This window comes from Janthinobacterium rivuli (assembly GCF_009208735.1).
Taxonomy (GTDB): Bacteria; Pseudomonadota; Gammaproteobacteria; order Burkholderiales; family Burkholderiaceae_D; genus Janthinobacterium.
The window spans coordinates 223687-247890 of the sequence record NZ_WFLJ01000006.1; the positions used below are offsets into that span (position 1 = coordinate 223687).

Consider the following 24204-nt stretch of genomic DNA (forward strand, 5'->3'; position numbering starts at 1 on the left):
CAAGATAACCACGACTTACCAAATAAAAGTGCCGATTTGTCGACAAAGATGCAAATTAGCAATAAGATTTGATGAGGGGAATCATTGCGCACCGCCCCTGTCTTGCCGCCCGTTTCAGGCGCGGGACATTACGCGCAGGGAGTGTTGCATGTTATTTTTAAAGAGTACGTCCGTCAGCAAGGCCCCCGGCATCTACGAGGTCGACATCGCCGCCAAGCCGCCAGGCAAGACCTTCGGCATTTTCCTCGCCACCGATCCCGACCATCCACCGCATGCCTTGCTGGGACAATTGAAGGCGCTCGGCTTCGAGAACACCTATAGTTCGCCCTACCTGCACAAGGATGCGGGCAAAGTGCTGGACCTGCATTTCCAGAAGGATGGCACGGATATCTTCAAGGGCTGGAAAACCGAGGAGTGCACGCACAATCTGGCGGCCATCACGGCCCTGTTCGAGGAACACGGCATCACCATCGCTCCACGCGTGATGTCGATGGCGGAAGCCTACGCGTAATTCGTGTCAACCCGCCTCCACTCCAATGTGATACAGCGCCCACGGGCAGCTGGCGAACCGTTCGGCCAGGGGCAGGGCCGCCACAGCCGCGATGCGGTCCGCATCGTGGATCGCCCATAGCGGCCCCAGGCCGCCCAGCGCCATCGCCTGCCCGTCCAGGTGGGTGGCGACGATAAAACGCTGTGCGCGCGCCTGCGCCATGGTCAGCGCCGCCGCATAGCCATCCACGGCCCGCAGCAGCAGCCGCACGGCATCTTCCTCGGGCGCGCCCGCCGCCTTCAATACATCGACCAGCAGCGGCCCGCGCAGGGCGTGCGCCTTGCCATCGTATTCGAGGGTCGGGTGGATGGTGCGTGCCGGCAAGCTCGCCAGCGCCGCGAAGTCGAAGGCCCGCGCCCGTTCAAAACTGATCTTTTGCTTGTGCATCATCTGGTCGCGCATGGCGTCGAACGGGCCCCGGTTCGGCTTGGCTATGCTGCCCGTGATGGTCAGCAGGGCGGGACCGCGCGGGCCGGAAGGTGCCGCCCGGGCGATGGCGGGCAGGGCCGCGGCGGTCATGCCGGCGGCGAGAAACTGACGTTTGCGCATGCACTTCTCCTCTGGACTGAAAATCGCTAATGTTCTTAAGTCTATCTTAAGTTCGCTCAACGGTGCGCATTTTACGGTTATTGTCAGTTTGCAATGTCGACTTACATCTTGTCACAGTTCTTACGGAATCGTGAAAGACGTAGCTTTTTTCGGCTGTTATTGTGTAGTCATCGCACTTCGCTGAACTGCGAATCCAGGCACCATTCACTAATTGAGAGAGAGAACATGATGAAGAAGAAAATCCTGTTTGCAATGATCGCTTCCGTTACCGCACTGACCGGCATGAGCGCCGCGCACGCCGAAGGCGCCTATGTGGGTGCCGGCGTCACGGGTAACCGCTATAACTTCGATATTCCTGGCGCCACCAGCGCCGATAATCACAGCGGCTACAAGGCCGGCGCCAAGATCTTCGCCGGTTACGATTTCGATAAGACCTGGGCGATCGAAGGCGGCTATGCCGATTTCGGCAGCAAGGATTACAGCTATGTCACCGGCGCCGGCAACGGTTCCGTGAAAAGCGATTCGCACGGCTACTACTTGGCCGGCAAAGCCACCATGCCGGTGAGCGACAAGGTTGGCGTGTTCGGCAAACTGGGCGTGGCCAAGGTCAAGAATAGCTTGAGCGGCACGGGCCTGTCGAGCGGCATCAGCGGCAACGACAAGACGGGCGTGTACGCTTCCGTCGGCGCCCAGTACGCGATCAACGAGAAAGTCTCGCTGACGGCGGAAGTGGAACACTTCGGCAAGAGCGCCGACCAGGGCCGCAAGGCCACGGGCCTCGCTTTGGGCGCACGCTACAACTTCTAATCACTTAGAGGTTTGCTGAAAAAAAAGGCAGTCACCGCGAGGTGACTGCCTTTTTGCATTGCCGGACCTGAAACTTAGGTGGTCAATGGCTTGTAGCGGATACGTTTCGGCTTCGCGCCTTCTTCGCCCAGGCGTTTCTTCTTGTCGGCTTCGTATTCTTGATAGTTGCCGTCAAAGAAGGTGACTTGCGAATTGCCTTCGAAGGCCAGGATGTGCGTGGCGATACGGTCGAGGAACCAGCGATCATGCGAGATGACCATGACGCTGCCGGCAAACTCCAGCAGGGCGTCTTCCAGCGCGCGCAAGGTTTCCACGTCCAGATCGTTCGACGGTTCATCGAGCAGCAGGACGTTGCCGCCCATTAACAACGTTTTCGCCAGGTGCAGACGGCCGCGTTCACCGCCGGACAGGTTGCCCACTTGCTTTTGCTGGTCCGAGCCCTTGAAGTTGAAGCGGCCCAGGTAGGCGCGCGACGGCATTTCGAAGCGGCCGACCGTCAGCATGTCGGCGCCGCCGGACACGTCCTCGAACACGGACTTGTTGTCGGCCAGGCTATCGCGGTTCTGGTCGACGATGGACACGCGCGCGGTCTGGCCGATGGCCACTTCGCCGCTGTCCGGCGTTTCCTTGCCGGTGATCATCTTGAACAGGGTCGATTTACCGGCGCCGTTGGGGCCGATGATGCCGACGATGGCGCCGGGCGGCACGGTGAAGCTCAGGTTATCGATCAGCAAGCGGTCGCCGAACGCTTTCGACACGTTCTTGAACTCGATGACTTCATTGCCCAGGCGTTCTGCCACGGGAATGAAGATCTCCTGCGTTTCGTTGCGCTTCTGGTATTCGTGCTCGGACAGCTCGTTGAAGCGGGCCAGGCGGGCTTTCGACTTGGCCTGGCGCGCTTTCGGGTTCTGGCGCGACCATTCCAATTCCTTCTGCAGCGCCTTCTGGCGCGCCGATTCCGTCGCCTCTTCCTGTTTCAGGCGGGCTTGCTTCTGGTCCAGCCAGGTCGAGTAGTTACCCTTCCATGGAATGCCGTGGCCGCGGTCCAGCTCCAGGATCCACTCGGCCGCGTTGTCGAGGAAGTAGCGGTCATGGGTGATGGCGACGACGGTGCCGGGGAAGCGCAGCAGGAACTGTTCCAGCCAGTCGACCGATTCCGCATCCAGATGGTTGGTCGGCTCGTCGAGCAGCAGCATGTCGGGTTTCGACAGCAGCAGCTTGCACAGCGCCACGCGGCGCTTTTCACCGCCGGACAGCACGCCGATGGTGGCGTCCCATGGCGGCAGGCGCAGCGCGTCGGCGGCCATTTCCAGCTGCAGATTCAGATTGCCGCCGTCGGAGGTCGAAATGATCGCTTCCAGGCGTGCCTGTTCCGTGGCCAGGGCGTCGAAATCGGCGTCTTCCTCGGCATACGCGGCGTACACGGCTTCCAGCTTGGCTTGCGCTTCAAACACTTCGCCCAGGCCCGACTCGACTTCCTGGCGCACGGTTTTTGCCGGGTCCAGCTGCGGTTCCTGCGGCAGGTAGCCGATGTTCAGGCCCGGCATCGGCACGGCTTCGCCCTGGATGTCGGTGTCGATGCCTGCCATGATTTTGAGCAGGGTCGATTTGCCGGAGCCGTTCAGGCCCAGCACGCCGATCTTCGCGCCTGGGAAGAAGGACAGGGAAATATCTTTCAGAATCTGGCGCTTGGGCGGGACGATTTTGCCCACGCGATTCATGGTGTAGACGTAATTTGCCATTAGAAATCTCGGGTGATATACAAAGACGGACAGGATACGGTAAACGCCCGCTTCCGGCCAGCGCTGCGCGCTGCGGAAACGGACGCTAGGCGGTGGCGCGCGCGCGGCGCGCCGTCCACAGGCCTTCGGCCGCATACAGGCCCAGCGCCGTCCAGATGACGAGGAAGCCCAGCATGCGTTCGGGTGTGAACGATTCATGGAAGACCCACACGCCGATCAAGAGCTGGCCCGTGGGAGCGATGTATTGCAACAATCCCAGCACGGCCAGCGGCAGGCGGCGCGCGCCGGCCGCGAACAGCAGCAGGGGAATGGCCGTGATGGGGCCGGACGCCAGCAACAGCGCGCGCGTGGCGGTGGAATCCGTGTTGACGAAGCCGCTCTGGCCATGCCAGGCCAGCCACAGCATGTAGGCCAGCGCCAGGGGAAACAGAATCAAGGTTTCGAACGACAGTCCTTCCAGCGCGCCCAGCGCGGCCGTCTTGCGCAGCAAGCCATAGCCGCCGAAGGTGGCCGCCAGCAGCAGGGCGATCCACGGCACTTGCCCCGCCTGCCAAGTGAGCCAGGCCACGCCGCAGGCGGCCAGGCCGATGGCCAGCCACTGCAGGCGGCGCAGGCGCTCGTGCAGCAGCAAAAAGCCCAGCATGACATTGATCAGGGGCGTGATGAAGTAGCCGAGGCTGGCGTCGACGACGTGGCCATTGTTGACGGCCCAGATATAGATGAACCAGTTGGCGGAGAGCAAAAACGCGCTGGCGACGAAACTGGCCACGACCCGGGGCTGCGCCTTCAGGCTGCCCAGCCAGCTCCACTGGCGGCGCACGGTCAGCACGATTCCCAGGAACAACAGCGACCAGACCATGCGGTGCGCCAGGATTTCCTGCGGCGCGATCTCGCCGATGGCGTGGAAGTACAGGGGGAACAGGCCCCAGCACAGGAAGGCGAGGGAGGCGTACAACATGCCTGGATTCATGATGGGCTTCGCTGGAGAGTAGACAGTCTGTCATTATGGCTGAAAACATCGGGGGCTGCCCGGCGCCGCTGGCGAGGCGTAGAATGGCAACAAATCAATGGCCGCATGTCCGCGCAGCAAGGCGGAGCGGCATAAAACCACGACCTTGGGGCACCTGCGGAACCATGCAAAAATACTCTTGCTATTTGCTAATACCTATCATATTGTGCGATGCAACAAAACAAAAACGGGTGCAATCTTGACGTCGGAACATAAAAAAAGCGGCCTTGCCGGCTTGACGCTGGCGGCCGTCGGCATCGTTTACGGCGATATCGGCACCAGTCCGCTGTACACCCTGAAGACCGTCTTCGACCCGGCCCACGGCCTGCTGCTCTCGCACGAGAACCTGCTGGGCATCGTTTCCCTGATTTTCTGGGGCCTGACGCTGATCGTCTCGCTCAAGTACGTGACCCTGGTGTTGCGCGCCGACAACCGTGGCGAGGGCGGCATCATGGCCCTGATGGCGCTGGTGCTGTCGTCCGTCAGCCGCCTGTCGCGCTGGCATTTCCCGCTGATGGTGATCGGCGTCTTCGGCGCCACCCTGTTCTATGGCGATAGCGTGATCACGCCGGCCATTTCCGTGCTGTCGGCAATCGAAGGCCTGGAAGTGGCCACGCCCGCCTTCAGTCCGTACGTGGTGCCGCTGACGATCGCCGTGCTGGTGGGCCTGTATTCCGTGCAGTCGCACGGCACGGCCGGCATCGGCCGCTATTTTGCCCCCGTCATGGTGCTGTGGTTTGCCACGCTGGCCGGCATGGGCGTGGTCAACGTCATCAAGTCGCCGGCCATCCTGGCCGCGCTCAATCCCCTGCACGCTGCCACTTTCCTGATGAATAACGGCTTTGTCGCCTTCGTTGCCCTGGGCGCCGTGGTGCTGGCGCTGACGGGCGCCGAGGCGCTGTACGCCGACATGGGCCACTTCGGCAAGAAGCCGATCCGCCTGGCCTGGTTCCTGATCGCCTTTCCCGCGCTGGCGCTGAACTACCTGGGCCAGGGCGGCTTGCTGCTGGCCCATCCGGAAGCCGTGTCGAATCCGTTTTACCAGCAGCTGGGCGCGTGGAGCGTGTATCCGCTGGTGATCCTGTCGACCATGGCCACCGTGATCGCCTCGCAGGCGACCATTTCCGGCACCTTCTCGATGACCAAGCAAGCCATCGCGCTGGGCTTCCTGCCGCGCATGCGCGTGCGCCACACGTCGGAAAGCGAAATCGGGCAAATCTACATTCCCGCCGTGAACTGGCTGCAGCTGGCCGTGGTGCTGCTGGCCGTCATCGGCTTCGGTTCCTCGGAAAACCTGGCCGCCGCCTACGGCATTGCCGTCACGGCCACCATGCTGTCGACCACTATCCTGACTTTCTTCGTCATCCGCTACCGCTGGAAGATGAACCTGGCCCTGTGCTGGGCCGCCACGGGCTTTTTCCTGATCATCGACGTCAACCTGGTGTCGGCGACCGCGCTCAAGCTGTTCCATGGCGGCTGGTTCCCGCTGCTGCTGGGTTCGATCTTGTTCATTGTCATGCTGACCTGGAAGCGGGGCCGCCAGCTGGTGTTCCAGAATCTGGAAAAGCATGCGATTCCGCTCGACGATTTCCTCTCGTCGCTGTTCATCGCGCCGCCGCAGCGCGTGCCCGGCACGGCCATCTTCCTGCGCGGCGAAACGGATGGCGTGCCGCATGCGCTGCTGCATAATTTGCTGCACAACAAAGTGTTGCACGAACGGGTGATTTTCCTGACCGTCTTCATGCATGAAGAGCCATGGGTGGCGCCTTCCGAGCGCGTGCGCGTGGTGGAGCTGGGCCACCAGTGCTACCAGGTCAATGTGCATTACGGCTTCAAGGATGAGCCGGACATCCCGGCGGCGCTGGCACAGTGCGCCGAGCAGGGACTGGACTTCGAGATGATGGAAACGTCGTTCTTCATCGCCCGCCAGACCATCATCTCGACGCCGGGCGCCGGCATGATGCCGTGGCGCGAGCACCTGTTCGTCACCATGTCGCGCAATGCGCGCACGGCGGCCGACTACTATCAGATTCCCAGCAACCGTGTGATCGAACTGGGCACGCAGGTGGAAATATAGACATTGTATCAACGTTGCATCGAGACACATTTATTGCCCTGCTTACGTCTGCTTACAAATGGGCTACGCGAGTCCTGTTAAACTCCAGCCCGTACCGGTCCGCACCGTACGGGCCTTAGTCACACACCAATATTTAAAGGGAAACCATGAAATCGGTATTTCAAAAGATCGCCATGCTCATCTGCGCCGTGGCCCTGACCGCTTGCGGTGCTGCTGCCAACACCGAGAAGCCGGTCGTGCTTGACCCGAACACGCAGGTGAAAGAATTTGTCTTTCCCGACCTGGTGAAAGGTACCGGCACGGCCGCCGCGGCGGGCGATACCTTGACGGTGGTCTACACGGGCTGGCTGTATGACGCGAGCAAGCCGGACGGCAAGGGCGTGCAATTCGAAACGTCGCCGCCACTCGAAGGTTTTACGTTTGTCCTGGGCGTGGGCAAAATGATCCTGGGCTGGGACCGTGGCCTGATCGGCATGCAGGAGGGTGGCACGCGCCGCCTGGTCATTCCGTATGACCTGGGCTATGGCGTGAGCGGTACCCGCGACAAGACGGGAGCGGTGGTGATCCCGCCTTACGCCGGCCTGGTGTTCGAGATCACGCTGCGAAAAGTGACGAAAAAGTAAGCACGCGCAAGGCGCACGCAAAAAGGGCGACTCCATGGAGTCGCCCTTTTTGCTTCTGCGGCCAATTCAAACTGGCGCCAGTTCCTGGAAATAATACGTGGCGCCGCCCAGATTGGCCGGCGCGTCGTACTGCAGCACCTGCGCGCGGCGCAGCGCCACCGGCGCGCTGAAGGCGGGGCCGTCGTAGACGAAGGTGTGGAATTCGCCGTTTTCGCCACAGGCGTCGACGCCGGGCGGCAGGTCGGCCAGGAAGGCGGCGTCGAACTCGCGCCCGCAAAATTCGCGCGGCAGGTGCTGGCCATTGATGCATACGACGATGGCCTTGAAGCCGGCGGCGAGGAATTCCTCGACCAGCGCACGCCGCGCCTCGCCCCACAGGGGTAAATGGGCCGTCAGACCGGCGACGCCGCAGACTTTTTCTTCCCAGTCGCGGTGCGGCTGCAAGTCGATGTCGCCGAAGATGGCGTGCTCGATGCCATCGGCCTTCGCCGCGCGCAGCATGGCGATGAATTGTTCCTCGTAGCTGGCCCAGCTGGCGTGATAGCGCTGCAGGCGCGCGCCCAGGCTGGCCGCCTGCGCCTCGAGCAACTCGGGCGGCACGCCGTGCGAGCGCGACTTGCGGCCATCTTCATCCATGGCCGTGATCAACAGCGGCACGCTGAGACCGGCGTTGCGCGCGCGCCACAGCGCCAGGCAGGAATCCTTGCCGCCGCTCCAGGAAATCAGGGCCGTCGTCATGCCGGTTTCTCCGCGCGCAGCATATCGACGTGCTGTATGCCGTCTTCGTCGTAGGGCGCGCTGACGGTGACAAAGCCGAACGACTGGTAGAAGCGCTCCAGGTAATGCTGCGCGCCGATGCGGATGGCGTGGCCAGGGTGCTGGCGTTCGGCGCGCGCTATGCCCTCCAGCAATAGCTGCTTGCCGGCGCCCGTGGTGCGCGCTTCGGGCGCCGTCAGCACGCGGCCCAGCGACATTTCCACATACTTGGCGCCGGGCGCCAGCACGCGCAGATAGGCGGCCAGCCGGCGCTGGCCGTCGACCGTTTGCCAGCCCAGCAGATGCATGGCCTGCTGGTCATGGCCATCGAGATCCGGATAAATGCACTGCTGTTCGATGACGAACACGCGCTGGCGCAAGGCCAGCACCTGATACAAGTCGTGGGGACCGAGTTCGTCGAACGTGTTCCATTGCCAGGCGATCATGCATACTCCGAAAAATCAGGGAAAGAGCGTCATTCTAAAGGCGTACGCAAAAAAAACCGCATTGCCATGAAGGCAGTGCGGTTTGGATGGCAAAGCGCGACGCGCAGCAGCCTGGTTCAGGTGCGCTCAGACGATCGTCAAGGTGACGTCGATGTTGCCGCGCGTGGCGTTCGAGTACGGGCAGACGATGTGGGCGGCGGCGACCAGTGCTTCGGCGGCGGCGCGTTCCATGCCTGGCAGCGAAATTTTCAGTTCCACTTCGATGCCGAAGCCCGTCTCGATGGCGCCGATGCCGACGTTGCCTTCGATGGACAGGTCCGCCGGCAGGGCGATCTTGTCGCGGCCGCCGACGAATTTCATGGCGCCGATGAAGCAGGCCGAGTAGCCGGCGGCAAACAGTTGCTCCGGATTGGTGCCGACGGCGCCATTGCCACCCAGCTCTTTTGGCGTGGTCAGCTTGACGTCCAGCACATTGTCGGACGAGACGGCACGGCCTTCGCGGCCTCCGGTGGCGGTAGCTTGAGCGCGGTACAGGACTTGTTTGATCGACATGATGGTTTCCTTTAGATAGATAAATAGTTGGCTACTAAATAGTGTGCTACTTGTTTCGTGGGCTAGTGCCCCAGGATGCCCGTCTGCAGAAGCAATGTGCGGCGTCCATGTGCTCAATATATATCGTGCGCTATTTAATTGCAAGCTATTTTATTTGGGGTGGCGCGGATTGAAGCTTTATTTTCTTGCCTTTGTCGCCAGTATTGCCCTTCCATCGCATAATGGCCACCGTCGCCGGGGCCGATGGTTATGCTTGGTTCCACTTCATACCCCAAGGAAAAATCATGACTAGCCTCTTCTTTATCCTGCGCATCACCCTGGCCACGATGGTCACCTACATCATCGCCACGGCGATCCTGGTCGAGAATTTCCTGCGCTATATCTTCGGGCACACGGAAGGCTTCTTTGTCATCGTCGGCGCGCTGCTGGCCAGCGCCGTCATCACGAATGCATTTTCGCACGTGCGGCGTGTGCGCCTGATCGCCGGCGCCGTCAATGCCGGCACCCTGTCGAGCCGCCAGCGGCGCCAGATCGAGATCCCGTTCGAGGCGGGCGAGGCGTTCGACATGATCGACGCGGCCATCCGCGAATTGCCGGGCAGCGAAGTGGTCGAGAGCGCGCGCGACAGCCTGCAGGTGCAGGCCCGCGTGCGCCGCGCCGCGCCCTACACGCACACGGGCTTGCCCCGCATGCGCGTGCTCGGTTTCCTCGAGCCGCGGCCGAATCAGATCCTCGCCACCGTCACGCCGAATGGCGAGGCGGGCAGCGTGACCCTGATCTGCGAGCCGGCGCGCAATGCCTGGACCGACTGGTTCCTCGTCGACCATGGCAGCAACCTGGAAAACGCGGAAGCGGTGACGCGGGCGATGACGCGCCGGGTGGCGCAGCGCCGGCGCGGCGAGCAGGCCGAGGCGCGCCAGACGGTGACGGAAAAGGAACTCACGGTGGCCAAGCTGAGTCTGCTGCATGCGCAGGTCGAGCCGCACTTCCTGTACAACACCCTGGCCAGCGCGCAGCTGCTCACGCGCAGCGATCCCGTGCGCGCCGACGAGATGCTGGGCAACCTGATCCTGTACCTGCGCCACTCGCTGCCGCGCACGGAGCAAGCCATGTCGACCCTGGGCACGGAACTGGAACGGGCGCGCGCCTATCTCGATATCCTGAAAATCCGCATGGGCGCACGCCTGAACCTGCAGATCGAGGTACCGCAATACCTGCGCCAGGCGGAGCTGCCGCCGATGATGCTGCAAACCCTGGTGGAAAACGCCATCAAGCATGGCCTGGAACCGAAAAGCGGCGGCGGCACCATCTGGATCATGGCGCGCAGCGGCAACGGCACGGTGATCGTCACGGTGGCCGACGACGGCAAGGGGTTCAGCGACGATGGCGCCGGCACGGGCATTGGCCTGCGCAATGTGCGCGAACGCCTGCGCCTGATCTACGGCAATGCCGCCGCGTTTGGCATCGTCGCCAATTTCCCGGATGGCGTGACGGCCACCATCACGGTGCCCGACAGCACGGCGCAAGGAGTGTCGTATGCATCCGCCTGACATGACCTGCGTCATCGCCGAAGACGAAACCCTGTTGCGCGACGCGCTCGTGGCCCTGCTGGCCGACGAGTGGCCCAACTTGCGCATCGTCGCCGCCTGCGACGACGGCGGCGCGGCGCTCGACGCCATCGCCACCCTGCGACCCGACGTCGCCTTCCTCGATATCCGCATGCCGGGCTTGACCGGGCTGGAAGTGGCGGCCGGCGCGCTCGACGCCAGTCCCGCCACGCAGGTGGTGTTCGTGACGGCCTACGACCAGTACGCGATCGAGGCCTTCGACAAGGGCGCCGTCGATTACCTGTTGAAACCCATCGCCCGCGAGCGCCTGCAAGCGACCTTGCAGCGCGTGCAGGCACGGGCCGGCAAGACCCGGGCGGGCGACGGCGCGCTGGCCGGCTTGCTGCAGCAATTGAGCAGCGCCTTGCCGGCGGCGGCCAAGTCGCCGCCGCTGGTGTGGCTGACGGCCAGCAGCGGCAAGGATACGCGGCTGATCATGGTGGAGGACATCGCCTATTTTCAATCCGACACCAAGTACACGGCCGTCATGACGGCCGAGGGCGAGGCGCTGCTGCGCAAGCCGATCCGCGAATTGCTCGACGTGCTCGACCCGGCCATCTTCAAGCAGATCCACCGCTCCACCATCGTCAACATGAAGATGGTGGCGTCGGTGACGCGCGACGAGGTGGGACGCGGCGCCCTGCGCCTGAAGACGCGGCCGGAAACCCTGGCCGTGAGCCAGCCGTTCATGGCCTTGTTCCGCAATATGTAGGTCGGCTTAGCGGGGCCGCCGAGGCCCGCCAGGGCGTAAGCCGACATCACCACAGGCCTACTCCGCCGTCTCGAAACCTTCGAGCACATTGACGACATTGATGCCGATTTCCTTCACTGCATAGCCGCCTTCGAGGATGAAGGCGGTGGGCAGGTTCAGGTGCGCGAGGCGCTCGCCGACGCGCAGGTAGTCGCCGCTTTGCAGGGAGAAGTGCGAGAGGGGATCACCAGCAAAGGTGTCCACGCCGAGCGACACCACCAGCGCGTCGGGCGCATACATATTGATGCGCAGGCAGGCCGTTTCCAGCGCGGCGAACCAGCTGGGAGCGGACGTGCCGGCCGGCAGCGGCAGATTGACGTTGTAGCCGAGTCCCGCGCCGCTGCCCGTTTCATCGGCGTGGCCGAGATAAAACGGGTATTCGCCGCGCGGGTCGGCGTGGACGGAGGCGAACAGCACGTCGTCGCGCTGGTAAAAGATGCTTTGCGTGCCGTTGCCGTGGTGGTAATCGATATCGAGGATGGCGACCTTGCGGGCGCCGTCGTCGAGCAGATGCTGCGCGGCCAGGGCCGCGTTGTTGAGAAAACAGTAGCCGCCAAAGAAATCGCTGCCCGCGTGATGGCCCGGCGGGCGCGTCAGGGCGAACGTGGCCCGTTCTCCCAGGCGCAGCGCGTGGGCCGCGTTGACGGCGCAGTCGGCGCCCGTCTTGGCCGCCGTCCACGTGCCGGCCGTCAGCGGCGTGCCATTGTCCATCGAGTACAGGCCCAGCTTGGCCGTGAAGTCGTCCGGTTCGATGTCGCTGCGCAAGGTGCGCACGGGCCAGACGGAGGGCAGCGCGTCCTTGTTGGCATTGTCCGGGTCGAGCGCCAGCCAGTCTTGCCAGGCGTGGCGCAAAAAATGCAGGTAACGGGGCGTGTGGATGCGTTCGAGCGACGTCAGCGGCACGCCGTGCGGCGTGACGATGCGGCCCAGGTTGCGCCGTCCCAGTTCGGCCACCACCATGTCGGCCCGCTCGGGCGTCTCGAAGCACGGCACCATGGTGCCGCGAAACAGCTCGAAGCGGCCCCGGTGCTGGCCGTGCAATTCATTGTAGAAGGTCAGCATGGGGCGCCAGGTGGAAAGTCAGGCAGGATCAGGTGTGCGAACACAGGGTGCTGGCGCGGTAGGCGGCGACGAAATCGTCGAAGCTGCCGGCCGGCGCCGCTTCCATGGCGCGCTGTTCGGCCAGCGAGCTGGCGGCCAACTCGTCGAAATACGCGCTTTGCTCCGGCGTCGCCGGATGCGCGCGGAACCAGGCGGCGTGGCGTTCGCTCTGGCGCAGGCCGAAGGCGGCAAACGAGCCGCCATTGGCGCGCAGCTCGGCCAATACCTTGGCCGATGGCGTCGCATCCGGGTCGGCCAGCTTGGCTGCCTGCGCCGCCAGGCTGTCCGCGTGCTGCGTGCCGCCAAGGCGCGCATCGAGCAGGGCCGCCACGGGCGCGATGCGCGCCAGCAACTCCTCGCCCCACGCCTGCAGGCTGATCTCTTCGCCATCGCGGCGCAGGGTCAGGCCCGGCTTGCGGCCTTCCTTGACGGTGCGGGCGAAATTGTTCGTGTAGCAGGCGCTTTGCTCGGCCGAGATGGGCGCGCTGTCGTCGAGCGCGCAGAACAGTAAAAAGGCGTCGAGGAAGCGGCCCGTTTCCAGGCTGATGCCGACCGGTTCGAACGGGTCGACATCCATGCAGCGCACTTCGATGTATTGCACGCCGCGCAGGCACAGGGCCTGGATGGGGCGCTCGCCCGTGCGGATCACGCGTTTCGGGCGGATGGTCGAATAGTATTCATTTTCGATCTGCAGCACGTTGGTGGACAGCTGGATCCACTCGCCATCCTTCTTTGTGCCCAGCGCCGCGTACGGCGGATACGGGTCGTTGACGGCGTGCGTGAGCGCGTTGACGTAGTCGTCCAGGCTGTTTTCGTGCGGGCGCAGGCCGGACTGGGCATCGTTCTGGTAGCCGAGGTCGCTCATGCGCAGGCTGGTGGCATACGGCAGGAACAGGGTGTCGTCGGACAAGGTGTCGAGCTTGTGCGCGCGGCCGCGCAGGAAACCGGCGGACAGGGCCGGCGAAGCGCCGAACAGGTACATCAGCAGCCAGCTGTAGCGGCGGAAATTGCGGATCGTCGCCAGGTAGCTTTCCGACTGCACGTCTTTCGGCGTGGCGGCCGCGTGGTGCGGGCTGGCGCTGGTGTCCGGGTTGCTGGCCAGCACTTGCCACAGCTGCTCGTCGAGCGAGTAGTTGTAATGGATGCCGGCGATGCATTGCATGGCCTTGCCGTAGCGCAAGGCCAGGCCGCGCCGGTAGACGTGCTTGAGCATGCCCATGTTCGACGTGCCGTAGTTGGCGATTTCAATCTCCGCTTCGGGCGGCAGCTGGCACGGCATCGACTGGCTCCACAGCAACTCGTCGCCGAGGCGGCTGTAGGCGTGGCGGTGCACGATATCGAGCTTGTCCAGCGTGACGGCGATGTCCTGTTCGGCCGGGGTGATGAATTCGAGCAGCGCTTCGGCGTAGTCGGTGGTGATTTCAGGGTGCGTCAGCGCCGAGCCCAGAGCGGCGGGGTGGGGCGTGGAAGCCAGATGGCCGGCGTGGTCGACGCGCAGGGTTTCACGCTCGATGCCGCGCAAGCCGCCCAGCAGCGCGCGGTTGGCATCTTCGGTCAGCAATGCCAGGCGGCGAGTCAACAGGTTGGGCAATTTGAGCTTCCTTTCTTGTGCAGCATATAAATAATTTGTGCTGAGATTAACCGAATTTTGGCAAATGCGTCGGCGCCGGCCCAAAAAACGCCGCGTCGCCAGCGTCCGCCCCGGGGAACGGGGACGGCGCTTCGGTCAGGAATTCGCTTGATATTTTAACAAACTGCGGGGGGATCTGGCGCGCCGCCGGGTCAAGCTTTGCGCAGGTGGCCGCGGTCAACCGAGACGGGCGCCGCTGACCCGTTCGATGCCGGCCAGGTCGCGCCAGCTTTGCACTTTGCTGTAGCCGGCGTCGGCCAGCAAGCCGCGCACGCAGGCCGCCTGGTCGTAGCCGTGTTCCATCAGCAGCCAGGCGCCCGACGCCAGGTGACGCGCGGCGCCGGCCACGATGGTGCGCAGGGCCGACAGGCCGTCCGCATGGTCGGTCAGCGCGCCCGTGGGCTCGAAGCGCAAGTCTCCCTCGGCCAGGTGGCGGTCGCCGCTGGCGATGTAGGGGGGATTGGAGACGATCAGGTCGAACTTTTCCGTGCCCAGCGCTTCGAACCAGTCGCTGGCCATGAAGGTGATGTTGACGCCGTTGGCGCTGGCGTTGCGGCGCGCCACGGCCAGCGCCGTGCTGCTGACGTCCAGGGCCGTGACGACGGCGTCGGGCCGCGTGTGCGCCAGCGCGACGGCGATGGCGCCGCTGCCCGTGCCCATGTCGAGCACCCGTCCGCCGGGCGGCAGGCGCTCGAGCGCCAGTTCCACCAGCACTTCCGTGTCGGGGCGTGGAATCAGCACGGCGTCGTTGACTTCGAATGGCAGGCCGAAAAATTCGCGCTGGCCGACGATGTAGGCGATCGGCTCGCCTTGCAGGCGGCGCGCCAGCAAGGCTGACAAACGCGCGGCTTCTTCGCTGGTGAGCACTCGCTCCGATTGCGTGATCAGGCTCACGCGTGACAGGCCCAGCGCGTGGCCCAGCAGGATGCGGTTGTCGAGCGGGTCGAGCAGCGGACGGATTTGCAGGGCGCCGACGGTGCTGCCGGCGGGAATCAAGGTGTCTGGCATGGTGCTTTCAATTATTTCTGACGGCGCAGCAAGGTCCACAGCAGGCCGACGCTAAAGATGGCGAACCAGATGAACGCCCATTGCGGGATCGACAGGCCGAAAAACGGCTCGCCGGCGTTTTCGCAGGCGCCATACGATTCAAACATGAAGGGCATGAGTTCGGCCGTGAAGACCTTGTTCAGCGCCGTTTCCACCGGGTCGATGCCGCACGAAAAGCCGGGGTTGGCCAGCACGTACAAATGCTTGGCGCCCACGCCCAGGCCGCCCAGGGCCGCCAGCACACCGACGCCGGCGCCGATCTTCGGGCGGTTCGCGGCCGCGCCGGCCAGGCAGGCGATGCCGATGGCGAGGAACAGGTAGCGCTGGATCACGCACAGCGGGCACGGCGCCATGTGCATGGCGTGCTGCAAGTACATGGCCACGCCCAGCATCAGGAAACACAGGGCGGCGATCGACAGGAGGACGGTACGTGAATTTTTCATGGGCGACACGGTGAGGTGGATGGAATCGAGCTGGTCATTTTCGCACAAGGGCCGATTTTTATTGCTTAGCCGCTACTTAAAGCTGTCGGCTTACGCGCTGCGCGCTAAGCCGACCTACCGAATGTGTAGGTCGGCATAGCGTAGCGTAAGCCGACACAACGGCGCCAGCGTTTAATCGCCCAGCGCTGCTAACAACTCCGCCTGGTGCTCCGCCGCCAGCGCATTCGTCAACTCCGTCAAATCGCCATCCATGATGAAGTCCAGCTTGTACAAGGTCAGGTTGATGCGGTGGTCCGTCAGGCGGCCTTGCGGGAAGTTATAGGTGCGGATGCGCTCGCTGCGGTCACCCGAGCCGATCAGGCTCTTGCGGGTGGCCGCTTCCTTCGACTGCTGTTCGCGCAATTGCACGTCCTTGATGCGCGCGGCCAGCACTTTCATCGCCTGCGCCTTGTTCTTGTGCTGGCTGCGGTCATCCTGGCATTCGACCACGATGCCGGTCGGCAAGTGGGTGATGCGCACGGCCGAATCCGTCTTGTTGATGTGCTGCCCGCCCGCGCCCGAGGCGCGGTAGGTGTCAATGCGCAGGTCGGCCGGATTGATGTTGACGTCTTCCACTTCATCCGCTTCCGGCATCACGGCCACCGTGCAGGCGGACGTGTGGATGCGGCCTTGGGTCTCCGTGGCCGGCACGCGCTGCACGCGGTGGCCACCCGATTCGAACTTCAGCTTGGAATATGCGCCATTGCCGACGATACGCACGATCACTTCGCGGTAGCCGCCCAGGTCGGAATCGGACGACGACACCAGTTCCACCTGCCAGCGGTTGCGTTCGGCAAAGCGCGTGTACATGCGCAGCAGGTCGCCGGCGAACAGCGCCGATTCATCGCCGCCCGTGCCGGCGCGAATTTCCAGGAAGATATTACGCTCGTCATTGACGTCCTTCGGCAGCAGCATGGTCTGCAATTCGCGTTCGAGCCGCGCCATGGTGGCTTTCGCCGCCTCGATCTCTTCCTGGGCGAATTCCTTCATGTCCGGGTCCGCCAGCATCTCTTGCGCCGTGGCGATGTCGTTGCCCGCTTCCTGGTAGGAACGGTACAGGGCCACCAGCGGGCCCAGTTCGGCATGCTCGCGCGTCATCTTGCGGTAGCTGTCCATGTTCGACGTGGCGTCCGGATGCATCAGCAGTTCGTCGAGTTCGACCAGGCGGTTCGCCAGTTGATCGAGTTTGGCCAGCATGGATGGTTTCATAGCGATTCGCGGTAAAAGAGTGTAGGGGTGGTGCGGGTCAGGCAAGCCCGGCTGGCGGGCAGGGGGCGGCCGCGCGGGCGGCCAGCGCGGCTGCGCTAACGGCGGGGGCGGAACAGTTTCGGCAGCAGGGTGACCAGCTGCTTGCGCTCGTCGCCTTGCGCGTGGTGCAGCGCCTGCTGCGGACCGTGCAGGAACTTGGCCGTCAAGCCTTTCGACAGCGCTTCCAGGACGGCGTCGATGTCGGCGCCCTTGGCCAGCATCTTGCGCGCCCGTTCCACTTCCATCAGGCGCAGCGATTCGCTGTTTTCATGCAAATGCTGGATCACGGGCACCATGGCGCGGTCGTCGACCCAGCTCATGAAGGATTGCACGCGCGTCTCGATGATGGCCTCGGCTTGCGCCACGGCCGCCTGGCGGCTTTCCAGGCCCGTCTGCACGACCTTGCCCAGGTCGTCGACCGTGTACAGGAAGACGTCGTTCAGGCGGCCCACTTCCGCTTCGATGTCGCGCGGCACGGCCAGGTCGACCATGAACATGGGCTTGTGGCGGCGTGCCTTGATGGCGCGCTCGACCAGGCCCAGGCCCAGCAGCGGCAACGATGACGCCGTGCACGAGATGACGATGTCGAACTGGTGCAGCTGCTCCGGCAAGTCCGCCAGGCGGATGGCCTTGCCATTGAAGCGGTGCGCCAGTTCCTCGCCCCGTTCCATGGTGCGGTTGGCAATGGTGATGCTTTTCGGGTTTTGCGCCGCGAAGTGCGTGGCGCACAATTCGATCATTTCGCCGGCGCCGATGAACAGCACGTTCTGCTCGGCGATCTTGTCGAAGATGCGCTGCGACAGGCGCACGGCGGCGGCCGCCATGGACACGCTGTGGGCGCCGATTTCCGTGCTGCTGCGCACTTCCTTGGCCACGGAAAAGCTGCGCTGGAACAACTGGTGCAGATACGTGCCCAGGCCGCCCGCCTCGTCGGCCGTGCGGATGGCGTCCTTGATCTGGCCCAGGATCTGCGTTTCGCCCAGCACCATCGAGTCGAGCCCGGAGGCGACGCGGAAGGTGTGGCGCACGGCGTCGTGCTGCGGCAGCATATATAAGTGGGGGCGCAGCTCGCTGTAGTTGAGCTTGTGATAATCGGCGAGGAAATGCGCGCCCGCGTCGAGCGGATTGGGGACGTGGCTGGCCGCATACAGCTCGGTGCGGTTGCACGTCGAGAGGATGGCCGCTTCGTCGTTGTCGCGCAAGTCGATGCGCTGGAACCAGGTGCGCGCCGCCATCACCGCCGAACCCAAGTGCTCAGGCGCAAACGCCAGCTGTTCGCGGAGCGACACTGGTGCGGTGGTATGGTTGAGGCCGACGGCGAGCAGTTGCATTTCAGGGCTGTTGGGATGACTTATGGCGACATTATAACGCTTTGTGCCCGCGCTTTGAGCAGGTCAGCCGTTTGCCGCCCTTCAGCCGCCCAGTTTTTCCAGCCGATAACCATAACTGTAGACGGGCACGAGGCGGTAGCCGTGTTCCGGTTTCAGCTGCAGCTTGTTGCGCACGCGCGAAACGTGGGTATCCATGGTGCGCGAAGGCAGGGCCGTGTCGCGCTGCCATACGGCTTCGTGGATGTAGGCGCGCGACAGGGGACGGCCCAGGTTGCGGAAAAACAGCAGCGCCAGGGCGAATTCCTTGTGCGTCACGTCCAGTACTTCGCCATCCTTCAGCAGGCGGCCGGGGCGGGTTTCAAACGTGTAATGACCGAATTGCAAGGTTTCGGCGCCATTCTGGGCCGGATACGCCACGCGCAGCAGCGCCTGGGTGCGCAAGGTCAGTTCGCTGCGCCGCAGGGGCTTGATCATGTAGTCGTCGGCGCCCGCCGTCATGCCCGCCACCACGTCGTCTTCGCCGGAACTGTTGGTCATAAACAACACGGGCGCCTTCGGCGCCAGTTTTTCCCGGGCACGGCGCAAGACTTCCGCACCGTCCAGATCGCTCACATGCCAGTCGAGGATGAGCATGTCGCAACTGTCCTTGCGCAGTTGCCCCAGCATTTCCTTGCCACTCTGAAACTCGTGGCAAGCGTGGCCGGCGGCGGTGAGCACCTGGCAGATCAGTTCTGCCTGGCTATGGTCGCTATCGAGTACGGCAATTCGCATAATGGGCTGGAGTGTGTAGCAACAAACAGACGGTCCGCTCTGCTTATCGTAATGTTAAGGAATGCTCAAGTGAAATATAACAGAGATTGCAACTGTGTCCAGTGAAATCGGCAGCGCAGGCCTTTACGTTACACTTGTTCATCTACCCCTTACTGCGGAGAAACGGCCATGTCAGACAAGAGCACCACCGATTGGACCCTGATACCGGCCAGCCATGCCGACATCGAGCAAGTGCGCGAGCGTTGCCGGCGCCTGGTGCAGCGGCGTGCCGTGATGTCGGCCGGCGCCTCGGCCATTCCCATTCCTGGCATCGATCTGATGTCCGACGTGGGCCTGTTTTCCATGCTGATCAACGATATCAACCACGAATTCGGCCTCACGCCCGAGCAGATCGAGCGCCTCAACCCGCAGTTCAAGATGATGGCCTACCGCGCGGCGGTGGGCATGGGCGGCATGTTGGTGGGAAAGTTGGTGTCGCGCGAACTGATCCTCCACCTGCTCAAGCGCAGTGGCGTCAAGATAGCCACCAAGCAGGTGGCGCGCTTCGTGCCGTTCGCCGGCCAGGCGGTGGCGGCCGCCATCGGCTACGCCGTGTTCCGCCAGATCGGCAACCAGCACGTGAACGCCTGCGCCGCGGTGGCGCAGGAATTGCTCACGGTGCGGCCGGATTAGCGCTTACGCGTCCGGCAGCACCACGTTGACGTCGAGTACTTCCAGGTTGCCCTGGCGGTCCAGCGAGATCTTGATGTCGTCGGCATTGACCTTGGTGTACTTGGAAATGACGGCGATCAATTCCTTGTGCAGGGCGGGCAGGAAGTCCGGACCATCGCGTCCGCTGCGTTCGCGGGCGATGATGATCTGCAGGCGTTCCTTGGCCGCGGTGGCCGTCTTCGGCTTGGGGGGGAACAGGAAAGAAAGCAAGGCCATATCACTTCGCCCCAAAAATGCGCTGGAGTAATCCAGGCTTTTCATAGTTGGTAAAGCGCAGCTCGACATCTTCGCCGAGGAAACGCGAGACCACGTCTTCATAGGCTTGCGCCACATCCGTCCCCTTGAAATGGATGGCGGGATTGCCCTGGTTCGAGGCGGCCAGCACTTGCTCCGATTCCGGAATGATGCCCACCAGCGGGATGCGCAGGATTTCCTGCACGTCCTGGTAAGACAGCATTTCATCCGATTCCACGCGTTTCGGCGAGTAACGGGTGATCAGCAAATGTTCCTTGACCGGCTCGCCGCCCGTCTGCGCGCGGCGCGACTTGGCTTGCAGGATGCCCAGGATGCGGTCCGAATCGCGCACCGACGACACTTCCGGGTTGGTGACGATGATGGCTTCGTCGGCGAACGTCAGCGCCATCAGCGCGCCATGCTCGATGCCGGCTGGCGAATCGCAGATGATGAACTCGAAACCCATGTTGATCAGGTCGTTCAACACGCGTTCCACGCCTTCTTCCGACAAGGCATCCTTGTCGCGCGTTTGCGACGCGGGCAGGATGAACAGGTTGTCGCAGTGCTTGTCCTTGATCAGGGCCTGGTTCAGCGTGGCTTCCTTGTTGATCACATTGATCAGGTCGTAGACGACGCGGCGCTCGCAACCCATGATCAGGTCGAGGTTACGCAGGCCCACGTCGAAGTCGAGCACGGCTGTCTTGTGGCCGCGCATGGCCAGGCCAGTGGAAAAACTGGCGCTAGAGGTCGTCTTGCCGACACCGCCCTTGCCGGACGTCACAACAATAATTCTTGCCACAAATAATCCTTTTCAGATATCTCTTGAATTGTGCAGCTTAAGAGCGGTTCACGGGAGTGACCGGATGGACAGAGTGTATATCGATTCTGTCGCCAGCCAAACGAATTTGCGCGGGTCCGCGCGCCATTTCTGCGGGGAAACCATCCTCGAACGTGCGGTACACGCCGGCGATCGAGACCAGTTCCGGTTCCATGGCCAGCGCGAAGATGCGCGCCTGGGGATTGCCCGAGGCGCCGGCCAGCGCGCGGCCGTACAGCGAGGAATACACGTGGATGCTGCCGTCGGCGATGATTTCGGCGCCATTGTTGACGACTGCGGTGATGATCAGGTCGCAGCCGCGCGCGTAAATGCGCTGGCCGGCCCGCACGGGCGTATCGATCACCATCACCTGGGCGTCGGCGCCCGACTGGGCGGCGGCCGTGGGCGTATCCTTCGGGCCATCCTTGGGCGGCGCATCGTCGCGCGTCTTGCCGCTGTCGAGGCTCAAGCCTTGCGCCAGGATGGCGTCATGCATGTCGGCCGGCGCATTGCGCACGGCGACGGCATTCAAACGGTATTTTTTCAGCAGGGCCACGAGGGCGGCCCAGTCGATGGGGGCGCTGCCAGGCGGCAAGGCCGCCACGTCCAGCACGGCCAGGTCGTCCTCGAAAAAGTCCGCCACGCCGCCCGTCATGTCGCGCAAGGCGGCATCGAGTGCCTGCGTATCGGCGCTGTGCATGATGGCGGAGACGGCGACGACGGTGGAAATCTTGATTTCGATAGGCTTCTGCGACGGGCTTTTGGACATAAACATTTATCAAAGTGAAACTGCGGCAGGCCAGATGTTCCGTACGGCAACAATAGGGAGCAGTAAATTTCTTGCATTCTACTGCAAAAAAATCAGCGTCAGTGGCCTGGCGCGTGCTATTCCGCAGGGCAACACCTACTTCATGTCAAAAAAAACGGGCGGCGCCCCGGAAAACCGGTGCGCCGCCCCGAAAGCCGCCGCCCATGCGCCCTCAGGCGCCATGTCCGATTACGCCGCGCGCATCTGCCGTGCCGCCTCCACCATATTTTTCAAGGCCGCCTCCGTTTCCACCCGGCCACGCCTCTTCCAGCCGCAGTCAGGGTTCACCCATAAATGGGCCGGGGGAATGACGGCGCTGGCTTTTTGCGGCAATTTGACCATGTCGAGAGTCGCGGGGATGCGCGGCGAGCGGACGTCGTACACGCCGGGGCCGATTTCGTTCCGGTACTGGAACTGGCCTAAGCCCGTCAGCGACTCCCTGTCCGAGCGGCTCGTCTCGATCGTGATGACGTCGGCATCCATGGCGGCGATCTGCGGCAGGATGTCGTTGAACTGCGCATCGCCCATGTGCGTGTGGATCTGCGTCGTGTCGCTGACGACGCAGGCGGCGATGCGGAAGGCGCGCGTGGCCCAGTCCAGGTAGGCGTCCCGCTGGCCGCGGCGCAGCGGCAAGCCGTCGCCGATGGCCGGCTCGTCGATCTGGATGATGCCGATGCCGGCCGTTTCCAGCTCGGCCACTTCGTCGCGCATGGCCAGGGCCAGCTGCAGCGCCGTGCTGGCGCGCGGCTGGTCGTCGCGCACGAACGACGATTGCAAGAGCGTCACCGGCCCCGTCAGCATGCCCTTCACCGGTTTGCTCGTCAGGCTTTGTGCGTGCGCTGTCCAGGCCACCGTCATGGCGGCCGGGCGCTGCACGTCGCCGTAGAGGACGGGCGGCTTGACGCAATGCGCGCCGTACGATTGCACCCAGCCCAGGCGCGTGAAGGCGAAGCCGTCCAATTGCTCGCCGAAGTAGTCGACCATGTCCTTGCGTTCCGCTGCGCCATGCACGAGCACGTCCAGGCCCAGCGCTTCCTGGCGGCCCACGGCGTGGGCGATTTCCGCGCGCATCTGCCGGTCATACGCGGCGGCACTCAGTTCGCCCCGTTGATGGCTGGCGCGGGCGGCGCGGATGGCCGGCGTCTGCGGGAAGGCGCCGATGCTCGTCGTGGGAAAGTCGGGCAGCTGCAAACGCGCGCGCTGCATGGCCTGGCGTTGCGGGAAGCCGGAATCGCGGCGGTCCACGGTGGGCGACAGCGCTTGCAGGCGCTGCGCCACCGATGCCTGGTGGACGCGGGGGCTGGCGCGCCGCCCGGCGATGGCCAGGCGAGACATTGCCAGCGCGCCGTCATCGGGATGGCCCGCCAGCGCATCTTTCAGCAGCGCCAGTTCCGTCAATTTTTCCGTGGCGAACGCCAGCCAGCTTTGGATGTCACCATCGAGCGCCGTTTCCGCTTCCAGGCTGAACGGCACGTGCAGCAGCGAGCACGACGGCGCCAGCCACAAATGACCGTTGCGTTTGGCCGCCAGCGGCCGCAGCACGGCCAGGGCCGCGTCGAGGTCGGTACGCCAGATATTGCGCCCGTCGACGATGCCGATCGACAGCACTTTATGCGCGGGCAGCCAGTCCGTCACGCTGATCAGCTCATGCGGCGCGCGGACGCCGTCCACATGCAGGCCGGCCACGGGCAGGCGGCAGGTCAGGCTGAGGTTTTCTTCCAGCGGCGAGAAATACGTGGCCAGCAAGATATTCACGCCTACCTGGTTCAGCTGCCAATACGTGCTTTCAAAGGCGTTGCGCCAGGCGCCGGGCAAGTCCAGGCCCAGGATCGGCTCGTCGAGCTGCACCCAGGCCACGCCTTGCCGCTTCAGGCGGTCGAGCAGGGCGCCGTAGACGGGCAGCAATTGTTCCAGCAGGGCCAGGCGCTCGAAGCCCGGAGTCTTTTCCTTGCCCAGCCATAGGAAGGTGAGGGGGCCGATCAGGGCCGCCTTGACCTGGTGGCCCAGCGCCTGCGCCTCGGCCACTTCCGCCAGCAGGCGCTCGCAGGCCAGCGAAAACCGGGTCTGCGGCGACAGTTCGGGCACCAGGTAATGGTAATGGGTGTCAAACCACTTGCTCATTTCCAGCGCATGGTGACCGGCCTCGTGCGCCTGGTGGCCGTGGCAGCCGCCCGCGTGCTGCGCCTGCGCCTCTGTCTGCGCACCGCGCGCCAGCGTGAAATAGCGTGCCAGCGGCGATTGCTCTGGCGCAAAGTGGAAGCGCGCCGGTTCGCAGCCCAGCAGCTGGATATGGTTGGCCACCTGGTCGTACAAGGCGAAGTCGCCCACGGTGACGTAGTCGAGCCCGGCATCCCTTTGCAGGGCCCAGTGGCGTGCGCGCAATTGCCGGCCCGTCGCTTGCAGGGCCGCCTCGGACAGCTCCCCGCGCCAGTGGCCTTCCAGTGCCGATTGCAGTTCACGCGCGGCGCCGATACGGGGAAAGCCAAGGATGTGGGTACGGATGGTCATGATGTCATCGAGATTTAATGTGAATGCGCTAGAGTGTGCGGCAACTT

General features: G+C 63.7%; 24 protein-coding genes. 7 read left to right on the plus strand and 17 right to left on the minus strand.

The window, feature by feature from the left end:
- Positions 1–148 precede the first annotated feature (148 nt).
- Positions 149–511, plus strand: coding sequence for a hypothetical protein (locus GCN78_RS10075; protein WP_077398469.1), 363 nt, complete (start codon positions 149–151; stop codon positions 509–511).
- Between the two features lie 6 nt (positions 512–517).
- Here GCN78_RS10075 and GCN78_RS10080 read toward each other — a convergent pair whose 3' ends face one another.
- Positions 518–1099, minus strand: a complete 582-nt coding sequence (locus tag GCN78_RS10080; protein ID WP_152251585.1) for a putative pterin-binding protein — start codon at positions 1097–1099, stop codon at positions 518–520.
- A 225-nt stretch (positions 1100–1324) separates the two neighbouring features.
- On the opposite strand from GCN78_RS10080, the gene GCN78_RS10085 reads away from it, so the two are divergent.
- On the plus strand, positions 1325–1906 hold the full coding sequence (locus GCN78_RS10085) for a porin family protein (RefSeq protein WP_152251586.1): 582 nt from the start codon (positions 1325–1327) through the stop codon (positions 1904–1906).
- Positions 1907–1980: 74 nt separating this feature from the next.
- Here the strand turns inward: GCN78_RS10085 and ettA are convergent, their stop codons facing one another.
- Both ettA and rarD read right to left on the minus strand, forming a co-directional pair.
- Positions 1981–3648, minus strand: coding sequence for an energy-dependent translational throttle protein EttA (gene ettA, locus GCN78_RS10090; RefSeq protein ID WP_034752850.1), 1668 nt, complete (start codon positions 3646–3648; stop codon positions 1981–1983).
- Positions 3649–3733: 85 nt separating this feature from the next.
- The gene (gene rarD / locus GCN78_RS10095) at positions 3734–4618 is read right to left on the minus strand and encodes an EamA family transporter RarD (protein ID WP_152251587.1); all 885 of its coding nucleotides are present in this window, start codon (positions 4616–4618) and stop codon (positions 3734–3736) included.
- Positions 4619–4856: 238 nt separating this feature from the next.
- Here rarD and GCN78_RS10100 point away from each other — a divergent pair, with 238 nt between their 5' ends.
- Both GCN78_RS10100 and GCN78_RS10105 read left to right on the plus strand, forming a co-directional pair.
- Positions 4857–6734 carry a potassium transporter Kup gene (locus GCN78_RS10100; protein WP_152251588.1) on the plus strand — a complete coding sequence of 626 codons (1878 nt, stop codon included), beginning with the start codon at positions 4857–4859 and terminating at the stop codon, positions 6732–6734.
- Between the two features lie 146 nt (positions 6735–6880).
- Entirely contained in the window at positions 6881–7357 is a 477-nt protein-coding gene (locus tag GCN78_RS10105; RefSeq protein WP_152251589.1) for an FKBP-type peptidyl-prolyl cis-trans isomerase, read from the plus strand.
- Positions 7358–7423: 66 nt separating this feature from the next.
- Here the strand turns inward: GCN78_RS10105 and GCN78_RS10110 are convergent, their stop codons facing one another.
- The 3 genes from GCN78_RS10110 to GCN78_RS10120 all read right to left on the minus strand — a co-directional run bounded on the left by GCN78_RS10110 (position 7424) and on the right by GCN78_RS10120 (position 9111).
- A complete protein-coding gene (locus tag GCN78_RS10110; protein ID WP_152251590.1) occupies positions 7424–8095 on the minus strand; it encodes a Dph6-related ATP pyrophosphatase in 672 nt (223 codons plus the stop codon).
- Positions 8092–8559: a GNAT family N-acetyltransferase gene (locus GCN78_RS10115; RefSeq protein ID WP_152251591.1), complete on the minus strand. Its 468-nt coding sequence runs from the start codon at positions 8557–8559 to the stop codon at positions 8092–8094. Before GCN78_RS10115 ends, GCN78_RS10110 begins: the two co-directional genes overlap by 4 nt.
- A 126-nt stretch (positions 8560–8685) precedes the next feature.
- Entirely contained in the window at positions 8686–9111 is a 426-nt protein-coding gene (locus GCN78_RS10120; RefSeq protein ID WP_034783746.1) for an organic hydroperoxide resistance protein, read from the minus strand.
- 284 nt (positions 9112–9395) lie between these two features.
- On the opposite strand from GCN78_RS10120, the gene GCN78_RS10125 reads away from it, so the two are divergent.
- Together GCN78_RS10125 and GCN78_RS10130 are read left to right on the plus strand one after the other, a co-directional pair.
- Entirely contained in the window at positions 9396–10661 is a 1266-nt protein-coding gene (locus GCN78_RS10125; RefSeq protein ID WP_152251592.1) for a histidine kinase, read from the plus strand.
- Entirely contained in the window at positions 10648–11430 is a 783-nt protein-coding gene (locus GCN78_RS10130; RefSeq protein WP_152251593.1) for a LytR/AlgR family response regulator transcription factor, read from the plus strand. Before GCN78_RS10125 ends, GCN78_RS10130 begins: the two co-directional genes overlap by 14 nt.
- Positions 11431–11487: 57 nt before the next feature.
- Here GCN78_RS10130 and GCN78_RS10135 read toward each other — a convergent pair whose 3' ends face one another.
- From GCN78_RS10135 to GCN78_RS10165, 7 genes are all read right to left on the minus strand, one after another.
- Positions 11488–12531: a histone deacetylase family protein gene (locus tag GCN78_RS10135; protein WP_152251594.1), complete on the minus strand. Its 1044-nt coding sequence runs from the start codon at positions 12529–12531 to the stop codon at positions 11488–11490.
- A 28-nt stretch (positions 12532–12559) separates the two neighbouring features.
- Positions 12560–14161: a glutamate--cysteine ligase gene (gene gshA / locus GCN78_RS10140; RefSeq protein WP_152251595.1), complete on the minus strand. Its 1602-nt coding sequence runs from the start codon at positions 14159–14161 to the stop codon at positions 12560–12562.
- 216 nt (positions 14162–14377) lie between these two features.
- Positions 14378–15208, minus strand: coding sequence for a peptide chain release factor N(5)-glutamine methyltransferase (prmC, locus tag GCN78_RS10145; protein ID WP_152251596.1), 831 nt, complete (start codon positions 15206–15208; stop codon positions 14378–14380).
- A gap of 11 nt (positions 15209–15219) precedes the next feature.
- Positions 15220–15690 carry a disulfide bond formation protein B gene (locus tag GCN78_RS10150; protein WP_152251597.1) on the minus strand — a complete coding sequence of 157 codons (471 nt, stop codon included), beginning with the start codon at positions 15688–15690 and terminating at the stop codon, positions 15220–15222.
- Between the two features lie 171 nt (positions 15691–15861).
- A complete protein-coding gene (gene prfA / locus GCN78_RS10155; protein ID WP_152251598.1) occupies positions 15862–16938 on the minus strand; it encodes a peptide chain release factor 1 in 1077 nt (358 codons plus the stop codon).
- Between the two features lie 95 nt (positions 16939–17033).
- On the minus strand, positions 17034–18308 hold the full coding sequence (gene hemA, locus GCN78_RS10160; RefSeq protein ID WP_046681909.1) for a glutamyl-tRNA reductase: 1275 nt from the start codon (positions 18306–18308) through the stop codon (positions 17034–17036).
- Positions 18309–18389: 81 nt separating this feature from the next.
- Positions 18390–19079 carry a response regulator transcription factor gene (locus tag GCN78_RS10165; protein ID WP_077398501.1) on the minus strand — a complete coding sequence of 230 codons (690 nt, stop codon included), beginning with the start codon at positions 19077–19079 and terminating at the stop codon, positions 18390–18392.
- Positions 19080–19247: 168 nt separating this feature from the next.
- On the opposite strand from GCN78_RS10165, the gene GCN78_RS10170 reads away from it, so the two are divergent.
- Positions 19248–19751 carry a hypothetical protein gene (locus GCN78_RS10170; protein WP_152251599.1) on the plus strand — a complete coding sequence of 168 codons (504 nt, stop codon included), beginning with the start codon at positions 19248–19250 and terminating at the stop codon, positions 19749–19751.
- Positions 19752–19754: 3 nt separating this feature from the next.
- Here the strand turns inward: GCN78_RS10170 and minE are convergent, their stop codons facing one another.
- The 4 genes from minE to metE form a co-directional block, all read right to left on the minus strand.
- On the minus strand, positions 19755–20006 hold the full coding sequence (minE, locus tag GCN78_RS10175) for a cell division topological specificity factor MinE (RefSeq protein ID WP_034752886.1): 252 nt from the start codon (positions 20004–20006) through the stop codon (positions 19755–19757).
- A 1-nt stretch (position 20007) separates the two neighbouring features.
- Entirely contained in the window at positions 20008–20823 is an 816-nt protein-coding gene (gene minD, locus GCN78_RS10180; protein WP_071325832.1) for a septum site-determining protein MinD, read from the minus strand.
- A 37-nt stretch (positions 20824–20860) separates the two neighbouring features.
- Positions 20861–21610, minus strand: a complete 750-nt coding sequence (minC, locus tag GCN78_RS10185; RefSeq protein ID WP_152251600.1) for a septum site-determining protein MinC — start codon at positions 21608–21610, stop codon at positions 20861–20863.
- Between the two features lie 228 nt (positions 21611–21838).
- A complete protein-coding gene (gene metE / locus GCN78_RS10190) occupies positions 21839–24157 on the minus strand; it encodes a 5-methyltetrahydropteroyltriglutamate--homocysteine S-methyltransferase (protein WP_152251601.1) in 2319 nt (772 codons plus the stop codon).
- Positions 24158–24204 lie beyond the last annotated feature (47 nt).